Origin of the sequence: Pseudomonas sp. S06B 330 (assembly GCF_002845275.2) — a bacterium.
Classification (GTDB): Bacteria; Pseudomonadota; Gammaproteobacteria; order Pseudomonadales; family Pseudomonadaceae; genus Aquipseudomonas.
Genome location: NZ_CP088149.1, coordinates 256508 through 275282, shown reverse-complemented (window position 1 = coordinate 275282; position 18775 = coordinate 256508). Strand labels below are relative to the sequence as shown.

General features: G+C 59.2%; 18 protein-coding genes. 11 read left to right on the top strand and 7 right to left on the bottom strand.

The genetic code is table 11. The annotated features are described in order from the left end of the window. Positions 1-15 precede the first annotated feature (15 nt). On the top strand, positions 16-336 hold the full coding sequence (locus CX511_RS01320) for a DUF2388 domain-containing protein (RefSeq protein ID WP_045186538.1): 321 nt from the start codon (positions 16-18) through the stop codon (positions 334-336). Further along, complete coding sequence (locus CX511_RS01315) at positions 333-2291, top strand: DUF7844 domain-containing protein (protein ID WP_101293806.1); 1959 nt, start codon at positions 333-335, stop codon at positions 2289-2291. The genes CX511_RS01320 and CX511_RS01315 overlap by 4 nt, the downstream gene beginning before the upstream one ends. Here the strand turns inward: CX511_RS01315 and CX511_RS01310 are convergent. Continuing rightward, the gene (locus tag CX511_RS01310) at positions 2288-2689 is read right to left on the bottom strand and encodes a GFA family protein (protein WP_045186535.1); all 402 of its coding nucleotides are present in this window, start codon (positions 2687-2689) and stop codon (positions 2288-2290) included. The genes CX511_RS01315 and CX511_RS01310 overlap by 4 nt on opposite strands. Positions 2690-2992: 303 nt before the next feature. Between CX511_RS01310 and CX511_RS01305 the strand changes: the two genes are divergently transcribed. From CX511_RS01305 to CX511_RS01265, 9 genes are all read left to right on the top strand, one after another. Then, on the top strand, positions 2993-4300 hold the full coding sequence (locus CX511_RS01305; RefSeq protein ID WP_045186533.1) for a CitMHS family transporter: 1308 nt from the start codon (positions 2993-2995) through the stop codon (positions 4298-4300). Between the two features lie 73 nt (positions 4301-4373). Then, positions 4374-5147, top strand: coding sequence for a TerC family protein (locus CX511_RS01300; RefSeq protein WP_045186531.1), 774 nt, complete (start codon positions 4374-4376; stop codon positions 5145-5147). Between the two features lie 219 nt (positions 5148-5366). Beyond that, positions 5367-7025 (top strand): Na/Pi cotransporter family protein, encoded by a 1659-nt coding sequence (locus tag CX511_RS01295; RefSeq protein ID WP_045186530.1) that lies wholly within the window; start codon positions 5367-5369, stop codon positions 7023-7025. A 34-nt stretch (positions 7026-7059) separates the two neighbouring features. Further along, on the top strand, positions 7060-8439 hold the full coding sequence (locus CX511_RS01290) for a M16 family metallopeptidase (RefSeq protein ID WP_101293807.1): 1380 nt from the start codon (positions 7060-7062) through the stop codon (positions 8437-8439). A 229-nt stretch (positions 8440-8668) separates the two neighbouring features. Next, complete coding sequence (locus tag CX511_RS01285) at positions 8669-9688, top strand: DUF5924 family protein (RefSeq protein ID WP_101293808.1); 1020 nt, start codon at positions 8669-8671, stop codon at positions 9686-9688. A gap of 39 nt (positions 9689-9727) precedes the next feature. Beyond that, positions 9728-10870 carry an ABC transporter permease gene (locus tag CX511_RS01280; RefSeq protein ID WP_101293809.1) on the top strand — a complete coding sequence of 381 codons (1143 nt, stop codon included), beginning with the start codon at positions 9728-9730 and terminating at the stop codon, positions 10868-10870. A gap of 8 nt (positions 10871-10878) precedes the next feature. Beyond that, a complete protein-coding gene (locus CX511_RS01275) occupies positions 10879-11667 on the top strand; it encodes an ABC transporter ATP-binding protein (protein ID WP_045186579.1) in 789 nt (262 codons plus the stop codon). A gap of 1 nt (position 11668) precedes the next feature. Beyond that, entirely contained in the window at positions 11669-12607 is a 939-nt protein-coding gene (locus tag CX511_RS01270; RefSeq protein WP_045186523.1) for an MlaD family protein, read from the top strand. Continuing rightward, positions 12604-13239 (top strand): ABC-type transport auxiliary lipoprotein family protein, encoded by a 636-nt coding sequence (locus CX511_RS01265; protein ID WP_101293810.1) that lies wholly within the window; start codon positions 12604-12606, stop codon positions 13237-13239. Before CX511_RS01270 ends, CX511_RS01265 begins: the two co-directional genes overlap by 4 nt. Here the strand turns inward: CX511_RS01265 and CX511_RS01260 are convergent. The 6 genes from CX511_RS01260 to CX511_RS01235 all read right to left on the bottom strand — a co-directional run bounded on the left by CX511_RS01260 (position 13221) and on the right by CX511_RS01235 (position 18627). Then, positions 13221-14450 (bottom strand): spore maturation protein, encoded by a 1230-nt coding sequence (locus CX511_RS01260; protein ID WP_045186519.1) that lies wholly within the window; start codon positions 14448-14450, stop codon positions 13221-13223. The genes CX511_RS01265 and CX511_RS01260 overlap by 19 nt on opposite strands. A gap of 138 nt (positions 14451-14588) precedes the next feature. Continuing rightward, positions 14589-15920, bottom strand: coding sequence for a glutamate/aspartate:proton symporter GltP (gene gltP / locus CX511_RS01255; protein WP_045186517.1), 1332 nt, complete (start codon positions 15918-15920; stop codon positions 14589-14591). A 746-nt stretch (positions 15921-16666) separates the two neighbouring features. Further along, on the bottom strand, positions 16667-17137 hold the full coding sequence (locus tag CX511_RS01250) for an inhibitor of vertebrate lysozyme family protein (protein ID WP_045186515.1): 471 nt from the start codon (positions 17135-17137) through the stop codon (positions 16667-16669). 2 nt (positions 17138-17139) lie between these two features. Then, positions 17140-17304: a DUF1328 domain-containing protein gene (locus tag CX511_RS01245; RefSeq protein ID WP_009401691.1), complete on the bottom strand. Its 165-nt coding sequence runs from the start codon at positions 17302-17304 to the stop codon at positions 17140-17142. Positions 17305-17345: 41 nt separating this feature from the next. After that, positions 17346-17618 (bottom strand): hypothetical protein, encoded by a 273-nt coding sequence (locus CX511_RS01240; protein WP_045186513.1) that lies wholly within the window; start codon positions 17616-17618, stop codon positions 17346-17348. A gap of 172 nt (positions 17619-17790) precedes the next feature. Next, entirely contained in the window at positions 17791-18627 is an 837-nt protein-coding gene (locus CX511_RS01235; protein ID WP_045186511.1) for a BON domain-containing protein, read from the bottom strand. Positions 18628-18775: the final 148 nt, after the last annotated feature.

Below are 18775 nucleotides of genomic sequence, written 5' to 3'. Positions count from 1 at the left end.
TTCCGGAGATGCTCCATGCGTAACCCGCTGATTGCCGCCACTCTTGGCCTTCTGTTACTGGCCGATGTAGCCCAGGCACAAACCCTGGTGGCCACCAGCAACATTATCGTGCGCGCTTTCGGTCGTTCAATCGACTTTACGTCTGATACGACCACCTCGATTCGTGACTCCAAGGTTGTGCGCGAGGCCCGTGACGATGCGGCCAGTTACGTCGCCAGCCGCGGTGAGATCCGTGGCGCACAACTGGAAGCCGCCTTCGATACCCTGCGCCAGCGAGTGCCTGAAGCACGCCAGGCCAGCGATCAGGATTTGGCTGAAGCTATCCTCGCCCTGTGAATACCCTGCGCGCCTGGTTGCTCGGTGGCCTGCTGACGCTACTGGGTAGCCCAGCACTGGCCGATCTGCAGTTGCAATTGCAGACTGACGGCCTTGAGCCGGCGCAACAACGCGCCAGCCAGACGTTGCTGGATGAAGCCATGCGGGCACTGCCAGCCAGCTTCAAAACACGCCTGGACCGCCGCATCCAGGTCAGCTGGAGCGCGAAGATGCCTGAGGATGCCTACGGCCAGGCATCACTCGTATCAACCCTGCAACTCAATCAACGGCTATTGCCCAGCCTCACTGACGGCAGCGCGGCCACCCACAAGACCGGGCGTCCCCACGGCACGGTACGCCAGGAGTTGCTAGCCACAGTACTGCACGAGCTGACTCACATTTATGATCGCTCTCGCCTCTGGCAAGGCGCTGAACGGCGCCTGATCAATCAATGCACCAGACACATGAGCAGCCAGGGTAAGGTAGGCCTGCCCGAACAATGCCGCGGCCAGACCGAGCGGCGCTTTACCCTCAGTGATGACCCTCGCCTGCTCGACCTGGCAGGCTGGCCGCAATACGTCGGCCGGCGAGGGGAGCGCGAGCAGCATAACCACCAAGTGGCGCGCAGCCCCGACAGTTATGAATTGAGCAGCCCTAAGGAGTTCATCGCGGTCAACATGGAGTACTTCCTCCTTGACCCGAGCTTCGCCTGCCGTCGACCCGCACTGCAAAACTACCTGCAAGCACATTTCAATTGGGCTCCGGAGCACCCGGCCTGCGCGCAAGCGCTGCCCTTTCTGAACGCGGGTAACGACTTCGCCAAAACGCCCCTGGGCGAGATCGATCCAGAGCGCGTATATGCCGTGGACTACTTGCTCGCTGAAGCCAACCAGAACCTGGTCAGCCGCTGGGGCCACAGCATGCTGCGCCTGGTCATCTGCGCCCCCGGGCGCCCGCGCGGGCCGGACTGTCGGCTCGACCTCGACCAGCACCTGGTACTGTCTTACCGTGCCTTCGTCAATGATGTGCAACTGTCGAGCTGGGACGGTCTGACCGGCGCTTATCCTTCACGCCTGTTCGTCCTGCCGCTTGCCCAGGTCATCGACGAGTACACCAAGACAGAACTGCGCAGCCTCGCTTCGATCCCGCTCAAGCTTGACCGCAATGAGCTGGAAAACCTGGTCCGCCAGGCGGCCGAGATGCACTGGAGCTACGACGGCAACTACTACTTTCTGTCCAACAACTGTGCGGTGGAAACCCTCAAACTGTTGCGCAGCGGTACTGCCAATCCACGCCTGACGGACCTGGACAGCATCATGCCCAATGGCTTGCTGGAAGTGCTCAAAGGCCGTGGACTGGCTGATGTCAGCGTGCTTGATGACCCACGTGAAGCACTACGCCTGGGTTACCGCTTCGACTCCTACCGCGACCGCTACCAGGCCATGTTCCTGGTCCTCAAGCAGCAGCTACCGATCCCTCAGGACAGTGTCGAAGCCTGGCTGGAGCAAACCGCCCATCAACGCCAGCAATGGTTTGCCCGCGCCGACCTGCGCACCAGCGCAGCATTGCTCCTGCTGGAGCAGGCCAGCCTGCGCCAGCAATTGCTGCAGGCGCAGGACGAGGTCAAGCAGCGTTACCTGAGCGGACGCGAGCAGAACGATGCCACTGTGGCCAAGGCCAACGGCACGCTGCAGCAGATTCTTGCAAACAGCGGCTTCCTCAGTCGGCCGGCAGAACTGCTGGGCAGCAGCGGCTACGGCTTGCCGCAAACGAGTGAGCGCCAGCAATTGATCAGTGAAACCAGCCAACGGCAAAAGCAGCTGCAAACCCTCAGCGCCGATCTGGACAAAGAGGTCCGTGCGCTGCTGGACCCAGCCAGGGCGGCGGAAATTGCCGCCGTCGAGGCCAACATCAAGCAGGTCGGCGAACATTTGCGCACGCTGCACAAAGCTGCAGGTGGTCTGCAGTTGCCCTAAAGGCTTTCTTCGGGCTCACCTGGCAGCTGTTCATCCAGATGCAGCCAGGGTAGGCGGCTGCTGGTCCAGATATGCCGGTTAGGCTGGGCCAGTTCTGGTTGGTCGAGGGTCGTGATGGTGATGTCGATGGTTTCCGGGCTCAAATCAGTAGCCAACGCCACATGCGCCCCGCAGCGGCTGCAGAAGTAGCGCACGCAGCTGGGTGATGAGTCATAGCATTGCGGGCTACCGTTCAACCACTGGAAATCAGCACAGGGCAGGGTGGCCCAGGTCACCAGCAGTCCACCACTGACCCGACGGCACACCGAGCAATGACAATGGGCCACGTCCGAGAACGGCCCACGCACCCGGTAACGCAGGGCGCCACAATGGCAACCGCCTTCATACGTATCGCGCATCAATTCTCCCTCCCGAGCATTGGTCTTCCCCTCAACAATGCACCTCTCGTCGCCTTTGGGCCAGCGAAAGCTGGCTGAAAGCTTGCCGCCTTAGGATGACCGCCACTACCGGCACAGACCGGTCAGCCAGGGCACCTGACTCCTTGTACAGCGCCCGGCCCAATTAACAACAACAATGGTGATTCTGATGCTTGCTTACAACCGCCTCCCTGCAGCATACCCTCCGCTACTCCATGTGCCGCGCTTCGCGCGCTGATCCGCCCGACTCGTTCCTTTTCGACGCGATACGCCTGGAGTACTCCCATGCTGACCTTCCTCGGCTTTGCCATGGTCATTACCTTCATGTACCTGATCATGACCAAGCGCCTATCGGCCTTGATCGCCCTGATTCTGGTACCGATCCTGTTCGCCCTGTTCGGCGGTTTCTCGGGCGATATCGGTCCGATGATGTTGCAAGGCATCACCAAGCTGGCTCCAACCGGGGTGATGCTGATGTTTGCCATCCTGTATTTCGGCCTGATGATCGACTCCGGTCTGTTCGACCCGGCGGTGCGCAAAATCCTCAAGATGGTCAAAGGTGACCCACTGAAGGTCTCGGTCGGTACTGCCGTACTGGCCCTGGTCGTGTCACTGGATGGCGACGGCGCCACCACCTACATGATCTGCGTGGCGGCCATGCTGCCGCTGTACAGCCGCCTGGGCATGAGTCCTCGAATCATGGCTGGCTTGATCATTCTCGCCGGCGGGGTAATGAACATGACCCCATGGGGTGGCCCGACCGCCCGCGCAGCCAGCGCCCTGCATGTCGATCCTTCGGACATTTTCGTACCGATGATCCCCGCCATGCTCTTCGGTGTGCTGGCCATTTTGGCTATTGCCTACATGTACGGAAAACGTGAGCGTGCTCGCCTGGGCGAGCTGCACCTGCCGGGTGATGAAATCGACCACAGCGAAATCAGCGTTTCGCAGTTCCCCGATGCCCGCCGACCGAAAATGATCTGGTTCAACGGCGCCCTGACCGCAGCACTGATGGTTGCCCTGATCGCCGGCCTGTTGCCTCTGCCAGTCCTGTTCATGGTGGCCTTCAGTATCGCCATGATCGTCAACTATCCGTGCCTGCAGATGCAGAAAGATCGCGTTGCCGCCCACTCTGGCAGCGTCCTGGCGGTAGTCGGGCTAATCTTTGCCGCCGGCATCTTTACCGGCATCCTCTCGGGCACCGGCATGGTTGAAGCCATGTCCAAGAGCCTGCTAGCGGTGATCCCCGATGCGTTGGGGCCTTACCTGGCAGTGATCACCGCAATCGTGAGCATGCCGTTCACCTTCTTCATGTCCAACGACGCCTTCTATTACGGCGTACTGCCGGTGCTTTCCGAAGCAGCCAGTCACTACGGCATCTCGCCAGTGGAAATGGCCCGTGCGTCGATCGTCGGCCAGCCCGTGCACTTGCTAAGCCCGCTGGTACCCTCTACCTATCTGCTGGTGGCACTGGCGGGTATCGACTTTGGCGATCATCAACGCTTCACCCTGAAGTGGGCAGTGTTGGTTTGCCTGTGCATAATGCTCGCCGCGCTGCTCATGGGAATTTTCCCGCTGTTCAGCAGCCTATAAGACAACAGATTGATCAAATCGCAGTGGCGCCCCTTGCCCGGGCCCACTGCACCTATCACGCGAAGGAATACACATGGAATGGCTGACCAGCCCAGAAATCTGGGTTGCCTTTTTTACCCTGACGGCCCTTGAGATCGTTCTCGGCATCGACAACATCATCATGATCTCGATCCTGGTCAGCCGCATGCCCAAGCACATGCAGCAACGCACCCGGATTTTCGGCCTGGCCCTGGCTATGGTCACCCGTATCCTCCTGCTGCTGTCGATCACCTGGGTCATGCGTCTGACCGCCGACCTGTTTGTGGTGTTCGACCAGGGTATTTCCGGTCGCGACCTGATCTTGTTCTTCGGTGGCTTGTTCCTGCTGTGGAAAAGCTCCCAGGAGATCTACCACGGCCTGGAAGGCGAAGATGAAACCCACGACGAACCTGCCGGCAAAGGTGGCAAGTTCCTCTACACCATCATCCAGATTGCCATCATCGACATCGTGTTCTCCCTCGATTCAGTGATCACCGCAGTCGGTATGGTCTCCCACGTGCCGGTGATGATCGCTGCAATTGTCGTCGCGGTACTGGTGATGATGCTCTGTGCCGGTGCCATCAGTAACTTCATCGACAAGCATCCTTCGCTGAAGATGCTCGCGCTGTCGTTCCTGATCGTGGTCGGTACGGTGCTGATTGCAGAAGCCTTCGAAGTGCATGTGCCAAAGGGCTACGTCTACTTCGCCATGGCGTTCTCGCTGGCAGTCGAAGCCATCAATATCAAGATGCGCACTGCCATGGCCCGCAAGAGAAACAAGGAACAAGGCGACCCGGTGAAACTTCGCAAGGATATTCCAGGTCAGTAAACCTGGAGCATCTGCAGAAAGGGCCCTATGGGGCCCTTTTTTCATGTGTTTTCATCACGGTTTAGTTTCAAACCCCGCGCGGGCTATGCGATGCTGGCGCCTAGCCTTCGGGCCGACTACAGCTTAAGTGAGCACTGGTAAAAACCGCCTGTGATCAGGCCAGGCTCACAGCATCATCCAATTGCCCCGTTGGGGCACGACCAACAGGGGGCCTGTTCAATGCTGACCCTGCTCAATCTGCTCTCCGCCGTGGCGCTGTTGATCTGGGGCACGCACATAGTGCGTACCGGCATCTTGCGGGTATACGGCTCCAACTTGCGGCGAGTACTGAGCCAGAACATGTCCAAGCGACCGCTGGCCTTCATCGCCGGTATTCTGGTAACAGCCATGGTCCAGAGCAGTAATGCGACGGCGATGCTGGTGACCTCCTTTGTCGGGCAAGGGTTGATGACCTTGACCCCTGCACTAGCCATCATGCTCGGTGCGGATGTCGGCACGGCACTGATGGCGCGGGTGCTGACCTTTGATCTATCGTGGCTATCGCCACTGCTGATCTTTCTTGGGGTGATCTTCTTTCTGTCGCGCAAGCAGACGCGTGCCGGGCAACTGGGCCGTGTCGGGATCGGTTTGGGCCTGATTATTCTCGCGTTGCAACTGATCGTCGAAGCCGCCGCACCCATTACCCAGGCGCAAGGCGTGAAGGTGCTGTTTGCCTCACTGACCGGTGACATTCTCCTCGACGCCCTGATCGGTGCATTGTTTGCGCTGATTTCCTATTCCAGCCTTGCCGCCGTGCTGCTCACCGCGACCCTGGCCGGTGCTGAGCTGATCAGCCTGCCTGTAGCCATCGGCCTGGTGATTGGCGCCAACATCGGCAGTGGCTTGCTGGCGTTCCTCAGCACCAGCATGCAAAACGCCGCCGGGCGTCAGGTCGCCTTGGGAAGCCTGCTGTACAAGCTGATCGGCCTGATTCTGATCATCCCAGTGCTCAACCCGCTGGTGCACTGGATGGACAGCCTGAGCTTCAGTGCCCAGGAGCTGGTGATCGGCTTCCATCTGCTCTACAACAGCCTGCGTTGCCTAATCATGCTGCCGACGGTTACGCCCATGGCCCGTATCTGCAGTTGGCTGCTGCCGGAGCGGGCAGAGACCAATGGTAGGGCCAGTCCGCGCCACCTGGACCCAGCGGCCCTGAGTACGCCTAGCCTGGCGCTGGCCAACGCCGTACGTGAAACCCTGCGTGTCGGCGACTTGATCGACACCATGCTCGACGCTATGCAGGGTGTGTTGCTGGGGACCCATACAGCGATGACCCAACAGGTCCGCAGCCTTGCTGAAGACGTCGAAGCCCTTAACAATGCGATCAAACTCTATCTGGCCCAGATGCCCCGCGAGGACCTGAGCGACCAGGACAGCAAGCGCTGGGCAGAAATTATCGAGCTGGCGATCAACCTCAAGCTGGCCAGCGACCTGATCGAACGTATGCTACGCAAGGTACAACAGCAGAAAACGTCCCAGCGCCGCGAATTTTCTGACGTCGGCCTAGAAGAACTGACCGGTCTACACGGCCAATTGCTTGCAAACCTGCGCCTTGGTCTGTCGGTGTTCCTCAGTGCTGACTCGGAAAGCGCTAGACAATTACTACGGGAAAAACGCAGATTTCGTGCGCAAGAACGGCGCCTGGCCCACGCCCATGTCAGCCGGCTGCAACGTAAAGTGGTGCAAAGTATCGAAACCAGCGCTTTGCACCTGGAACTGATTGCCGATATGAAACGACTGAACTCCTTGTTCTGTAGCAGTGCCTATGTGGTATTGGGTGGTTCCGATACCGGCGGCCTGTTGCTCGATAGTGTGCCGGATGATGCCCGTTCACCTTGACCGCTCTCCCAGAACTCCCGCAAGGAAGCTCGCCATGCGTTGCCTGATGTTCTTGTGCCTGCTGCTAGGTGCGATGCCCAGCTTTGCCCTCGACCGCTCGAAAGTCGAAGGCTACCTGCTGCCCAATGGCCTGCAGGTGGTGCTCAAGTCGGGCTATGAGCGCGATCATGTATCGATTCGCCTGGTGGTCGGTGTCGGCTTCGACGACTTTCCTTGTGAGCAGCAAGAGCTGCCGCACTTGCTTGAACATGTGCTCTTCAGTGGTCTCGACGACAGCGGTGAAGGGGGCCTGGAAACGCGAATGCAGGCGCTGAGCGGGGAGTGGAATGCCTACACCAGCAGTGCCGACACGACGTTTGTCATCGAAGCACCGGCTCGCAACCAACGCAAGGTGCTCGACCTGCTGCTGGCGGTAATCAAGGACACCAAAGTCGACGAGAAGGCGCTGGCGCTGTCGAAGAAGATCGTCGAACGCGAAGACGGCGGCCACTATTCCCACCTGCAGCGCTGGCTAGACCGCCAGGATCTGGGCCACGGCGCCAACGACCAGCTCGCCGTGGAGCTAGGGCTCAAGTGCGCCGAACGCTCGGCGGTAGCTGACATGACCCTGAAGCAGGTCAGCGATGTGCGCCAACACTGGTATGCAGCCAATAACATGAGCCTGATTGTGGTGGGCGGGCTTGATCGCCTGCTGCCCGCTTATCTGGAACGTACCTATGGTGAACTGGAACCGGCCGAGCCCGGCGAGCGCCGGACGCTGGAAGGTGTCACTCATAAGGCCGACGCCCGTCGTGAGCTGAGCCGTGGCTGGCTCGGGGATAGTGCCCGCCTGCACTGGATGTTCCTGGAGCCCGTACTGGATAACGAGCACGGCCAGACATTCGACTTGCTGCAACGCTATCTGGATTGGGCAATCTACGACCAGTTACGGCTCAAGCACGGGCTGTCATATGGGCCTTTCAGCCAACGGGAAAGCTTCGGCGACACCGGCTTGATGAGTCTCAACGCCGACCTGGATCGCGCCGACGTCAAGGAAGCCGAGCAGGCTCTGGGCGACATGCTCAAACAGTTGCGTAAAAACGGCCTGGACCCGGCAACCTTCGAGCGGGTCAAGCAAGCAGCAATTGATCGCGAGGCCTGGACCACCCAAGGTAACGCGGCCCTGGCGGACTACTATTGGGGCGCCCTGAACGACTACCTCGACGGCAGCTTTACCGATCCGGTGCGGACCCTGCGCCGGGTCAGCCTGGAGGATGCCAACCAGGCCTTGCGTCAATTGCTGGCCGAGCCTGGGTATGTGCGCGTAGAACAGCCATTGATCAGTTACAACGAACTGTATGGCCTGATTGCGTTGGGCCTAGGTTTGATCTTGGCCGCCATACTGCTGTGGATAAAACGCCACCGACAGCCGTAGCCGCTACCGTGAGGCTGCGAGCGGGCGCGAAACGGCCGCAAAACCGGGCCGCCGCGATGTGTCAGGCTCAACAAAGTGCCGAATTGCAACTGCCCTGCAGTCGATCGCAGCCTCGTACCCCGTTAGCGGCTACAACTAGTCGTGAAAGGGCCTTGCCAGCAGCACTGGCTCCCGCAGGAAGAAAGGGTATCCTTGTAAACGTTTATTACCTCACCCTGCGAACACCTTCATGCCTCTCTACCTCCAGCGCGTGATCGAACTGATCAAGCGCTACCCCGGCGTCATCGCCCTTGGCGGGTTTATTTCCGGTATTGCCAGTTTCATCCTGGTCGACCGTCAGGAAAGCTTGGCCAGCTGGATCGCCATCGTGATGCTGATCAGCTGGATCTGGCTGATGCTGGAAAACACTTTCACCCAGTTGTTCAGCAAGGTGTTCAAGCGCGAGATCCCGCAGCCACTGCTGCGCTATGCCACACAGATGATTCACCAGGAAAGCCTGTTCTTCGTCCTGCCGTTCTTTTTCGTCACTACCACCTGGAACAGCGGCCAACTGGTGTTCACCGGCCTTCTAGGTGCCGCCGGGCTGATATCGATCATTGATCCCCTGTACTACAAGTGGCTAGCGCCACGACGCTGGCTGTTTCTTGCGCTGCATACCCTGACACTGTTCGCCGCGCTGCTCACAGCGTTGCCGATCATTTTGCACCTGACCACCTCGCAAAGCTTCAAACTGGCCTTGGTAATCGCCATGCTGCTGTCGTTCCCCAGCCTAGCCAGCAGTTTCCCCATCAGCCACTGGCGCCGCGGGGTGATGCTGGTGGTCATGACTCTCGCTGTCGGAGCCAGCGGTTGGATGCTCCGCTCCTGGGTGCCGCCAGCCACCTTGTGGATGGCCGAAGTGGCGGTCAGTACTCAAGTAGAAAACCGCACGCCCGGCAAGAGTCTCAAAGAGATCAAGGCCAGCGAGATTCGCAGTGGTCTCTATGCTTTCACCGCCATCAACGCCCCACGCGGGTTGAATGAGCGGATCTACCATGTCTGGCAGTTCGAAGGTAAAGAGGTCGATCGCATTGCCCTGGACATCCATGGCGGGCGCAAGGAGGGCTACCGCGCCTGGACCCATAAGCAGAATTTCCCCGGTAACCCCGTGGGCAGTTGGCTGGTCAGGGTGCTGACCGAAGATGGGCAGGTTATCGGTGTGCTGCGCTTTGAAGTGATTGACGATGGTCAAGCAACCAAGACCGAGTAACGCTATGCTCTGAGGCTTGCGAACCGTCGGTCGGACTGCATGGAGCCTATGACTACTCACGCCAGCGCAACCCTGGACACTACGAGCAACCCCGCCTGCTTGCGGATCGTTGGTGACTGGACCCTGGCCAACTACGCCAGCCTTAAGCGCCTCACTGAAAATCTGCTCGGCAACTACGATCAGAGCACCGAGGTCGACCTCGGCCAACTGGGGCAGCTGGACACCGCCGGCGCCTCACTACTGGTTGAACTGCTCGGCCCCGAACGCCTGTCGCACCTGACCGGCAGCGCTCAATTGCCGGAGGCCAGCCGCGCCCTGTTGCAGACGGTCTACTGCTCGGTACAGAACTTCTGCATCCCGGAAAAACAACCCGAACAATCGGTACTGGTGCAATTGCTCTGCCGCATCGGCTGTGCCGTCGACACGCTGTGGCAAGACACCCTGCAACTGCTGGGGTTCGTTGGCCTGATCTTACAAACCCTGTTCCTGCGCTTGTTTCAACCACGGCGCTGGCGCGTTACCGCCGTTGTCGCCCATATCGAACAGACCGGCCTTGATGCAGCCCCGATCATCGCCTTGCTGACGTTCCTGGTCGGCGCTGTGGTGGCTTTTCTGGGGGCGACGGTGCTGACCAGCTTCGGCGCCAGCATCTTCACTGTCGACCTGGTGGCGTTCTCCTTTCTACGCGAATTCGGCGTATTGCTGACCGCCATCCTCATGGCTGGCCGCACCGCCAGCGCCTTTACTGCACAAATCGGCTCGATGAAGGCCAATGAAGAAATCGATGCGATCCGCACTCTGGGCCTGGATCCGGTAGAGCTGTTAGTAGTGCCGCGAGTAATTGCGCTACTCATTGCCCTGCCGCTGCTGACCTTTGTCGCCATGCTCTGCGGCATCATCGGGGGTGCAGTGGTCTGTGCGCTGTCGCTCGATATTTCACCGGCCATGTTCTTGTCCCTGCTGCAAAGCGATATCGGCGTGCAGCACTTCCTCGTTGGCCTGGCCAAGGCGCCGTTCTTTGCCTTCCTGATTGCCGCCATTGGTTGCCTGGAAGGCTTCAAGGTCAGCGGCAGCGCCGAGTCGGTGGGCGCGCACACCACCTCCAGCGTGGTGCAATCGATCTTCGTCGTCATCGTCCTCGATGCGGTGGCCGCACTGTTCTTCATGGAGATGGGCTGGTGAGCCAGACAATCAACAGCCGCGAAACGGTGATCGAAGCACGGGGTATCTGCAACCGCTTCGGCACCCAGAGCGTGCACGAGCAACTGGACCTGGACCTGTACCGCGGTGAGATTCTGGCAGTGGTCGGTGGCTCCGGCAGTGGCAAATCGGTGCTGCTGCGCAGCATCGTTGGTCTGCGACGGCCTAACGAGGGCCAAGTGAAAGTATTCGGCCAGGACCTCACTGACGTGAGTGACGAGCAGCGCTCGCAGGTTGAGCGACGCTTCGGCGTGTTGTTCCAGAAGGGCGCGCTGTTCTCATCACTGACGGTCACCGAGAACGTTGCTTTACCATTGATCGAACATGCGGGTCTTTCCCGCGCCGATGCCGAGCACTTGGCCGGGGTCAAGCTGGCGCTGGCCGGCTTGCCGATTTCCGCTGCCGACAAGTACCCCGCGTCATTGTCCGGCGGGATGATCAAGCGCGCCGCGCTGGCCCGAGCCCTGGCTCTGGATCCGGACATCCTGTTTCTCGATGAACCCACCGCAGGCTTGGACCCGATCGGTGCCGCCGCCTTCGATCAATTGATCCTGACCCTGCGCGACGCCTTGGGCCTGAGTGTGTTCCTGATCACCCACGACCTGGACACCCTCTACACCATTACCGACCGGGTGGCGGTACTGTCGCAGAAGAAGGTATTGGTAGCGGGCCCCATCACCCAGGTCGAAGACACCGACGACGCCTGGATTCACGATTACTTCCACGGCCCGCGTGGCCGAGCGGCGAATCAGGCCGCCATCGCGGCAAAGGAGCTCTGAGATGGAAACCCGTGCACATCATGTGCTGATCGGCCTGGTCACAGTGATTGTGGTCGCCGGTGCCATGCTGTTCGGCCTGTGGCTGACCAAGACCAGCGTCGACAGCACGTTCAAGGACTATGAAGTGGTGTTCAACGAAGCCGTCTCGGGCTTGTCCCGGGGTAGCTCGGTGCAGTACAGCGGTATCAAGGTCGGCGATGTCACCAGCCTGCGCCTGGACCCAAAAGACCCGCGCCGGGTTCTGGCACAAGTACGCTTGAGCGCCGACACGCCGGTCAAAGAAGACACTCGAGCCAAGTTGACCTTGACCGGCATTACCGGCACCTCTTTCATCCAACTCAGCGGCGGTACGCCGCAAAGCCCCGAGCTCAAGGGTAAGGACGGCGAGCTGCCGGTGATCGTCGCTTCGCCGTCGCCGATCGCCCGTTTACTCGACGACGGCAGCGACCTGCTGACCAACATCAACATGCTGGTGCACAACGCAAATAACCTGTTTTCAGAAGACAACGCCACCAACCTGACCAAGACCCTGGCAAATCTGGAGCAGACCACCGCGGCGTTCAGCGAACAGCGTGGTGATATCCGTACCGCGCTCCAGCAACTGGCCCAGGTCGGTAATCAGGCCAGCAGCATGCTTGAGCAGACCAGTGCACTGATGCGCAACGCCAATGGCTTGCTCAACAGCCAGGGCAAACAGGCCTTTGGCAGCGCTGAGCAGGCCATGCAGTCGCTGGCGCAAAGCACGGCGACCATCAACAGCCTGCTCAACGACAACCGCGAAGCCCTCGACGGTGGCGCCCAAGGCCTGAACCAACTGGCTCCGGCGATACGTGAGCTGCGCGAGACCCTCAACTCGCTGAAGGCTATTTCGCAACGGCTGGAGGCCAACCCCAGCGGCTATCTGCTCGGCCGTGAGACAAATAAGGAGTTCACGCCATGAGTCGTACCTGCCGCTTTTTCGCCTTGGCCGTGGCCCTGAGCCTGGGCAGTGCCTGTTCGATCCTACCTCAGGCAGAACCTGCCGACGTCTATCGCCTGCCTTCAGCGCCAGGCAGCCGTGCAGTGCCGCAAAGCACCGCAGTCAGCTGGTCGCTGCGCTTGAACAAGCCACTGGCCAGTGATGCCCTGAACAACCCGAAAATTGCCGTGGTCCCCGAGGGCAATCTGATCAGCAGCTACAAAGGTGTTCGCTGGAGTGACCCGGCCCCCTTGCTGCTGCGTAACCGCATGCTCGATGCCTTCCAGCGCGATGGTCGAATTCCGCGACTGAGCGCTGATGACAGCAACCTGCAAGCTGACTTTGAGCTGTCAGGCGAGCTGCAGGCATTCCAGAGTGAGTACAGCGCCGACGGTCTGGCGGTGGTGATCCGCTATGACGCACGCCTGGTGCAAGGGCGCAGCCAGCGCATCCTCGCCAGCCGCCGCTTTGAAGTGCGACAGCCGTTGAGCGACAAACAAGTACCCGCCGTGGTCAGCGGCTTTGGCAGTGCCAGTGACCGGCTGATGACACAACTGGTGGACTGGAGCCTTGCTCAGGCCAACCAAGCGCAGATTCAGGCAAAGAACCAGTAGCAGACGAAGATGGCCGCAATCACTCCGGACAGCTCAGCAAGCAGGGCGCAGCCCACCGCATGGCGGGCACGCTGAATACCGACTGCACCGAAGTACACAGCTAACACGTAGAAAGTGGTTTCGGTACTGCCCTGGATAGTCGCCGCCACCAAGGCCGGGAAGCTGTCGACGCCGTGAGTCTGCATGGTCTCGATAAGCATTGCCCGCGCCGCACTACCGGAGAACGGTTTGACCAGCGCCGTGGGCAGCCCTTCGACAAAGCGGGTATCCATGCCCAGCCACTCAACGACGTGGCGGATGCCATCCAGGCTCAGCTCCAGGGCGCCTGAGGCGCGCAGCACGCCGACTGCGCAGAGCATGGCAACCAGATAGGGCAACAAGCTCTTGGCGACGTCAAAGCCCTCCCTGGCGCCTTCCACGAAGGTTTCATAGACCTTCACCCGCTTGAACGCACCAATTAGCAGAAACAGCATGATCAGGCCAAACAGAGTGAGGTTACCGAGGATCGACGACAACCCGGCCAGCGCCGTGGCCGAGAGGGTGCCAAGAAACGCCATGAACCCGGCCAGCAGCAGAGCGCCCGGTATCAGATAGGCAAGGACCACCGGATCCCACAGCCGCAGGCGTTGCATCACGGCCACCGACAGCAGGCCAACCAGGGTCGAGGCACTGGTCGCCAGCAGGATCGGCAGGAACACCAGGGTCGGGTCCATTGCCCCTTGCTGGGCGCGGTACATGAAGATGGTCACCGGCAACAAAGTTAGCGATGAAGCGTTAAGCACCAGGAACAGAATTTGCGCATTGCTGGCAGTAGTCGAACTGGGGTTCAGCTCCTGCAGCGCGCGCATGGCTTTCAGGCCAATGGGTGTAGCGGCATTGTCCAGACCCAGGCCATTGGCGGCGAAGTTCAAGGTAATCAGCCCCAGCGCCGGGTGGCCGGGCGGGACTTCGGGCATCAAGCGGGCAAACAATGGGCCGAGCACTTTAGCCAGCCATTCGACGACCCCGGCCTTTTCAGCGATTTTCAGAAAGCCCAGCCACAGGGTCAGGGTACCGAACAGCAAGACCATGACCTCGACCGACAGCTTGGCCATGGCGAAGATGCTTTCGACCATTGCGGCGAAGATCCCGGCATTGCCGCCTATCAGCCATTGCGCCAGCGCGGAGATGGCCGCGACCACAAAAAATCCAAGCCAAAGGCCGTTGAGCATCCGATGTTCCCCCACACAGTTGCGGCGAATGATAACGGGGTGGCTTGGGTGTGTGCCATAAATGTGGGCGCACCAGGCGCTTCAGGCAATAAAAAAGCCCCGACCAGGTCGGGGCTTTTCGTTTAGCCAGACTGCACCTTAGTGATTGGCAGTCTTGCCAGCAGGCGCAGCTTCTTTGCTGCGCCAGTGCGGCAGCGAGTTCCAGTAGCGCTGGCCTTTGGCATCGTCGTACATGCCTTCCCAGCGAGCGATAACCAGCACGGCCAGGGCGTTGCCGATTACGTTCAGGGCGGTACGGGCCATGTCCATGATACGGTCGACACCGGCGATGAAGGCCAGACCTTCCAGCGGAATACCGACGCTGCCCAAGGTGGCCAGCAGTACCACGAAGGACACGCCTGGCACACCGGCGATACCTTTGGAGGTCACCATCAGGGTCAGCACCAGCAGCAGCTGCTGGCTGAGCGACAGGTCAATACCGTACAGCTGGGCGATAAAGATGGCCGCGATGCTTTGGTACAGGGTCGAACCGTCAAGGTTGAACGAGTAGCCGGTCGGTACCACGAAGCTGCAGATGGCTTTAGGTGCACCGTAAGCTTCCATCTTCTCGATAACGCGCGGCAGCACGGTCTCGGAACTGGCGGTGGAGTAGGCCAGGACCAGTTCGTCCTTGAAGATGCGCATCAGTTTGATCACCGAGAAGCCGAACAGGCGAGCGATCAGGCCAAGCACCATGAAGGCGAAGAAGGCGATGGCGAAGTACACCAGCAACACCAGTTTGGCCAATGGCAGCAGCGAAGCAAAACCGAAGTTGGCAACGGTCACCGCGATCAGCGCAAACACACCGATTGGCGCGTAGTTCATGATCATGTGAGTGACCTTGAACATGGCTTCGGAGACGCCCTGGAAGGTTTTCACCAACGGATCACGAATTTCTGCCTGCAGGCTCGACAAGCCCAGGCCGAACAGCACTGAGAAGAAGATGATCGGCAGCATTTCGCCACGCATCAGCGCTGCGAAGATGTTCGACGGAATCAGGTTGAGGATGGTCTCGATGAACGCGTGTTCATGCTGGACCTCGGCCGCAGTGGCTTGATACTTGGAAATATCGACGGTACCCAGGGTACTCATGTCGATACCGGCACCCGGATGGAACAGGTTGGCCAACACCAGGCCGACCACGATCGCGATGGTCGTGACCACCTCGAAGTAAATGATGGTCTTCAGACCGATACTGCCCAGCTTTTTCGCGTCGCCTACCCCGGCGATACCCACGATCAGCGACGAAATCACGATCGGGATGACGATCATCTTGATCAGGCGAATGAAGATGTCACCAGCAGGTTGCAGGACGTTACTGATCCACCATGCCTTTTCTGCACTGAAATGATTCAGTAAAGCGCCGATCGCAATGCCCAGTACCAGACCGATGAGGATCTGCCAGGCGAGGCTTAGCTTTGCCTTCTTCATGTCGTTACCTTTTCTTCAAGTGGACACGGGCCCCTGGCTGATAACCTCGACCCAGAGCTGTTGTCAGCATCAATGATCGTTATGGGCTATCGGCAAGCGACTCCGTAAAAGGTCACCGCAAGCGAGCGTAGGAACGCTCAGGCCAGCGAAAAAAGGCGCAACTATTCCCACGTGAGGGGGGGCCGTCTAATGCCGTAAACGACTACCCCATGCCGAATCGGCATGACCTTTTCCTCTCGAAACGAGCGTCCCAGAGGGTTGAATGAAGGGCGTTCGGAATTCCGACGATGGCCAAAGCGCCACATTCCGGCAGATTTGCACGTATCCACCTGAGTGCAGGCAATGGTTGTTCGACAATCCGAATGCGTGAAATTGCCTCGCAGCGCCCCCCAGGATGAGGTGAAAAAATATCGATGTACGGTCACGCAGAAATATGCGTAGGACGCGTATGACAGATAAATAGAAAGGAGGGGAAAATGAAGGGTGATTGCCAAAGCGCTACGGAAGTCAGATCAAACATCTCCTTCTGAGGGTGACGTCCGATCTGGAACTTCCGTTACCGCTTACCCCGACCCGGCCCTCATCGGGGGTACTCCCTGTACCCCTAGGCCCCTCCGATCCTGAAACAATCAGAGCAGCCCGGCCCCTTGGTCGTGCGCCGACCTTCCTCAGGTGAGCGCAACATAGAAGCGTGAAATGCAAAAAGGTTCAGCTTCTATCTGATGTACATGGATGCCCGGACGCATTCAGTACCAGTTCGGATCTCGTTTGAGTTGCTCCTTCAACAGCGTCTGCATGCCTTCGTCGGGCTCTCCCAGCCAACGGTACTCGGCGTGGCGGGTCGGTGTTTTGTCAGTGGGCAAGCCTTCGGGAACCTCTACCACCATCCCGTAGGCGTCATCCTTGTCCCAGCTGAAAGCTACGATAAGTCGCTTGTTCAGGCATTTTTGCTCGGCTTCACACAGCGGGCCGACCAGATACTTATCGCCATCTTCCGAGACGGCAGACATTTGTTGCTCGGAAACCCCGCTGAGGTTGAGCACCCAGTCGGGCAAGCGCTCTTCCTTCTCAACCACCGCATGCCAGGTTTTTTGGTATTGGGGGTCCGAGGCCAACAATTGGTTGACCCGGACCTGGCCGTCACTGGCCGCCATTGCCGTTGTACTGCCGCCCACCAGCAGGGCGGTAGCCAGGGCTCTGTATAGCGTCCCTTTCATAATCAACCTCTGCCGCGACGACCGAAGAAGAAGGAAGCCACGAACAGCACCAGGAAGACGATGAAGAGGATCTTCGCGATACCGGTAGCGGCGCCGGCGATACCACCGAAGCCCAGCACGGCAGCGACAATGGCGATAATCAGGAAGGTGATAGCCCAACTTAACATGGTGATTCTCCTTACCGTTTTGAAAAAGCGTGTACTGACAATCAGAACACCCAGCGGTCACGGGGGGTGTTGCCATCAACCTGAGCAGCGTTGGTTGCGGCAGGTCGCGATTGCATCAGCGTTGTGAGGGCAGGCGCCGGTGCCTTGACTAGAGATTCGGCTCGGAACACTACCTCACGAGCTTCTTCTGCGACTTGCCAGCTGTGATGGAGTTGGCCGGCAATCAAGGTGAGCAGCAGTGCCAGACTGAAAAACAGCCCCTGGCGCATCTGAAGTGGAGATATCTGCACTAGGGTGGCGGTGTGGCGGTTCATGCCGTGCTCCTCCTGCTGCATTCATTGTTGTCTTGCAGGAGTTATTGCAGGGTGCATGCCAGTCTTTTGCTTAAATAAATATTCATATAAATCAATACGTTATGAAATATCCTTGGTTTCAGCGGTACGTATCCTGCACGATGCCCTCGTTCGGCTCGTGCGATTTGCATGATTAGCCCTGTACATTGCTGGCCACCTTAAGCATGTCCGCGTCAACGCCGCGCACGCCGCGAATTTGCCGAGCGACTTCAACAGCAATGGTCTTCTGTTCGCTGCTGACCACTTCGCCAGACAGCCTGACCACCCCTTCTTGAGTGGCAACCTTAATGTTTGGGCCATCAAGATTGCGGCTGTACATAAAGCTGGTCTGGACCTTGTCATTGATCCAGGCATCGCTGAGTTGCGGATCGCTCCTGACTTCTTGCTGCTCCTCGCGCAACTTGGCCATGTCGGCGGCATTCAGGCTGATCAGGTTGTTAACCAGGAACACGCCCTCGGTGGAGGTGGCAAGCACACCCGCCAGCTCCTTGGCCTCGGCACTGCTGACCTGGCCACGCAAAGTGACCACCCCTTCGCGGCTTTCGACTTCTATAGGGGCGGCCTGGGTATGAGTACTCCAGAGTAAGCGCGCGCGGATGATCGCCGCCAGGGTCGCGTCCTCCAGGCGTTGCGCATAAGCACGCCGTTCCAGCGGCTGCTCGACCAACTCAGCATTAACCTGCAAATCGTTCTGCACCTTTTCAATACCACGGGTCGCCAGGGCGACTTGCTCGGCAAGCTGACGTTCGACCTCATTTTCAACCTGGCCTTGTAAATGCGCCGTCGCACCTTGTACCTGGACCTCGATCCTGAATGGATTGAGCAGCCGGTTCAGGGCCAGGGCCGTCTGCAGCGCGCCTTCCTGGCGGGCTTGCTGCAGGTTGGATGGGACAGTCTCGGCGGCGGATGCTACCACTGGCAGTAAAAGAAATGCGGCAGCGATGACTGCCAACGGATTTGGAACTGGCATGGGTAAGCCTCCGGTGGGTCAGAACCTAGTTGGACAGCAGCCAACGCGCCAAGGTCCTATCGAGGCCATTCCCCAATATTCAAAGGGTTAGATATGTCGTAGGCCAAGGACTACCATGCATAGATCGGAATAAATCAGAAAGGAGCAT

Coding starts and splice junctions, on each gene's coding strand:
- CX511_RS01290 (WP_101293807.1), top strand. CDS start 7,060: ATGCGTTGCCTGATGTTCTTGTGCCTGCTGCTAGGTGCGATGCCCAGC.
- CX511_RS01285 (WP_101293808.1), top strand. CDS start 8,669: ATGCCTCTCTACCTCCAGCGCGTGATCGAACTGATCAAGCGCTACCCC.
- CX511_RS01320 (WP_045186538.1), top strand. CDS start 16: ATGCGTAACCCGCTGATTGCCGCCACTCTTGGCCTTCTGTTACTGGCC.
- CX511_RS01270 (WP_045186523.1), top strand. CDS start 11,669: ATGGAAACCCGTGCACATCATGTGCTGATCGGCCTGGTCACAGTGATT.
- gltP (WP_045186517.1), bottom strand. CDS start 15,920: ATGAAGAAGGCAAAGCTAAGCCTCGCCTGGCAGATCCTCATCGGTCTG.
- CX511_RS01280 (WP_101293809.1), top strand. CDS start 9,728: ATGGAGCCTATGACTACTCACGCCAGCGCAACCCTGGACACTACGAGC.
- CX511_RS01265 (WP_101293810.1), top strand. CDS start 12,604: ATGAGTCGTACCTGCCGCTTTTTCGCCTTGGCCGTGGCCCTGAGCCTG.
- CX511_RS01250 (WP_045186515.1), bottom strand. CDS start 17,137: ATGAAAGGGACGCTATACAGAGCCCTGGCTACCGCCCTGCTGGTGGGC.
- CX511_RS01240 (WP_045186513.1), bottom strand. CDS start 17,618: ATGAACCGCCACACCGCCACCCTAGTGCAGATATCTCCACTTCAGATG.
- CX511_RS01310 (WP_045186535.1), bottom strand. CDS start 2,689: ATGCGCGATACGTATGAAGGCGGTTGCCATTGTGGCGCCCTGCGTTAC.
- CX511_RS01300 (WP_045186531.1), top strand. CDS start 4,374: ATGGAATGGCTGACCAGCCCAGAAATCTGGGTTGCCTTTTTTACCCTG.
- CX511_RS01245 (WP_009401691.1), bottom strand. CDS start 17,304: ATGTTAAGTTGGGCTATCACCTTCCTGATTATCGCCATTGTCGCTGCC.
- CX511_RS01295 (WP_045186530.1), top strand. CDS start 5,367: ATGCTGACCCTGCTCAATCTGCTCTCCGCCGTGGCGCTGTTGATCTGG.
- CX511_RS01260 (WP_045186519.1), bottom strand. CDS start 14,450: ATGCTCAACGGCCTTTGGCTTGGATTTTTTGTGGTCGCGGCCATCTCC.
- CX511_RS01235 (WP_045186511.1), bottom strand. CDS start 18,627: ATGCCAGTTCCAAATCCGTTGGCAGTCATCGCTGCCGCATTTCTTTTA.
- CX511_RS01305 (WP_045186533.1), top strand. CDS start 2,993: ATGCTGACCTTCCTCGGCTTTGCCATGGTCATTACCTTCATGTACCTG.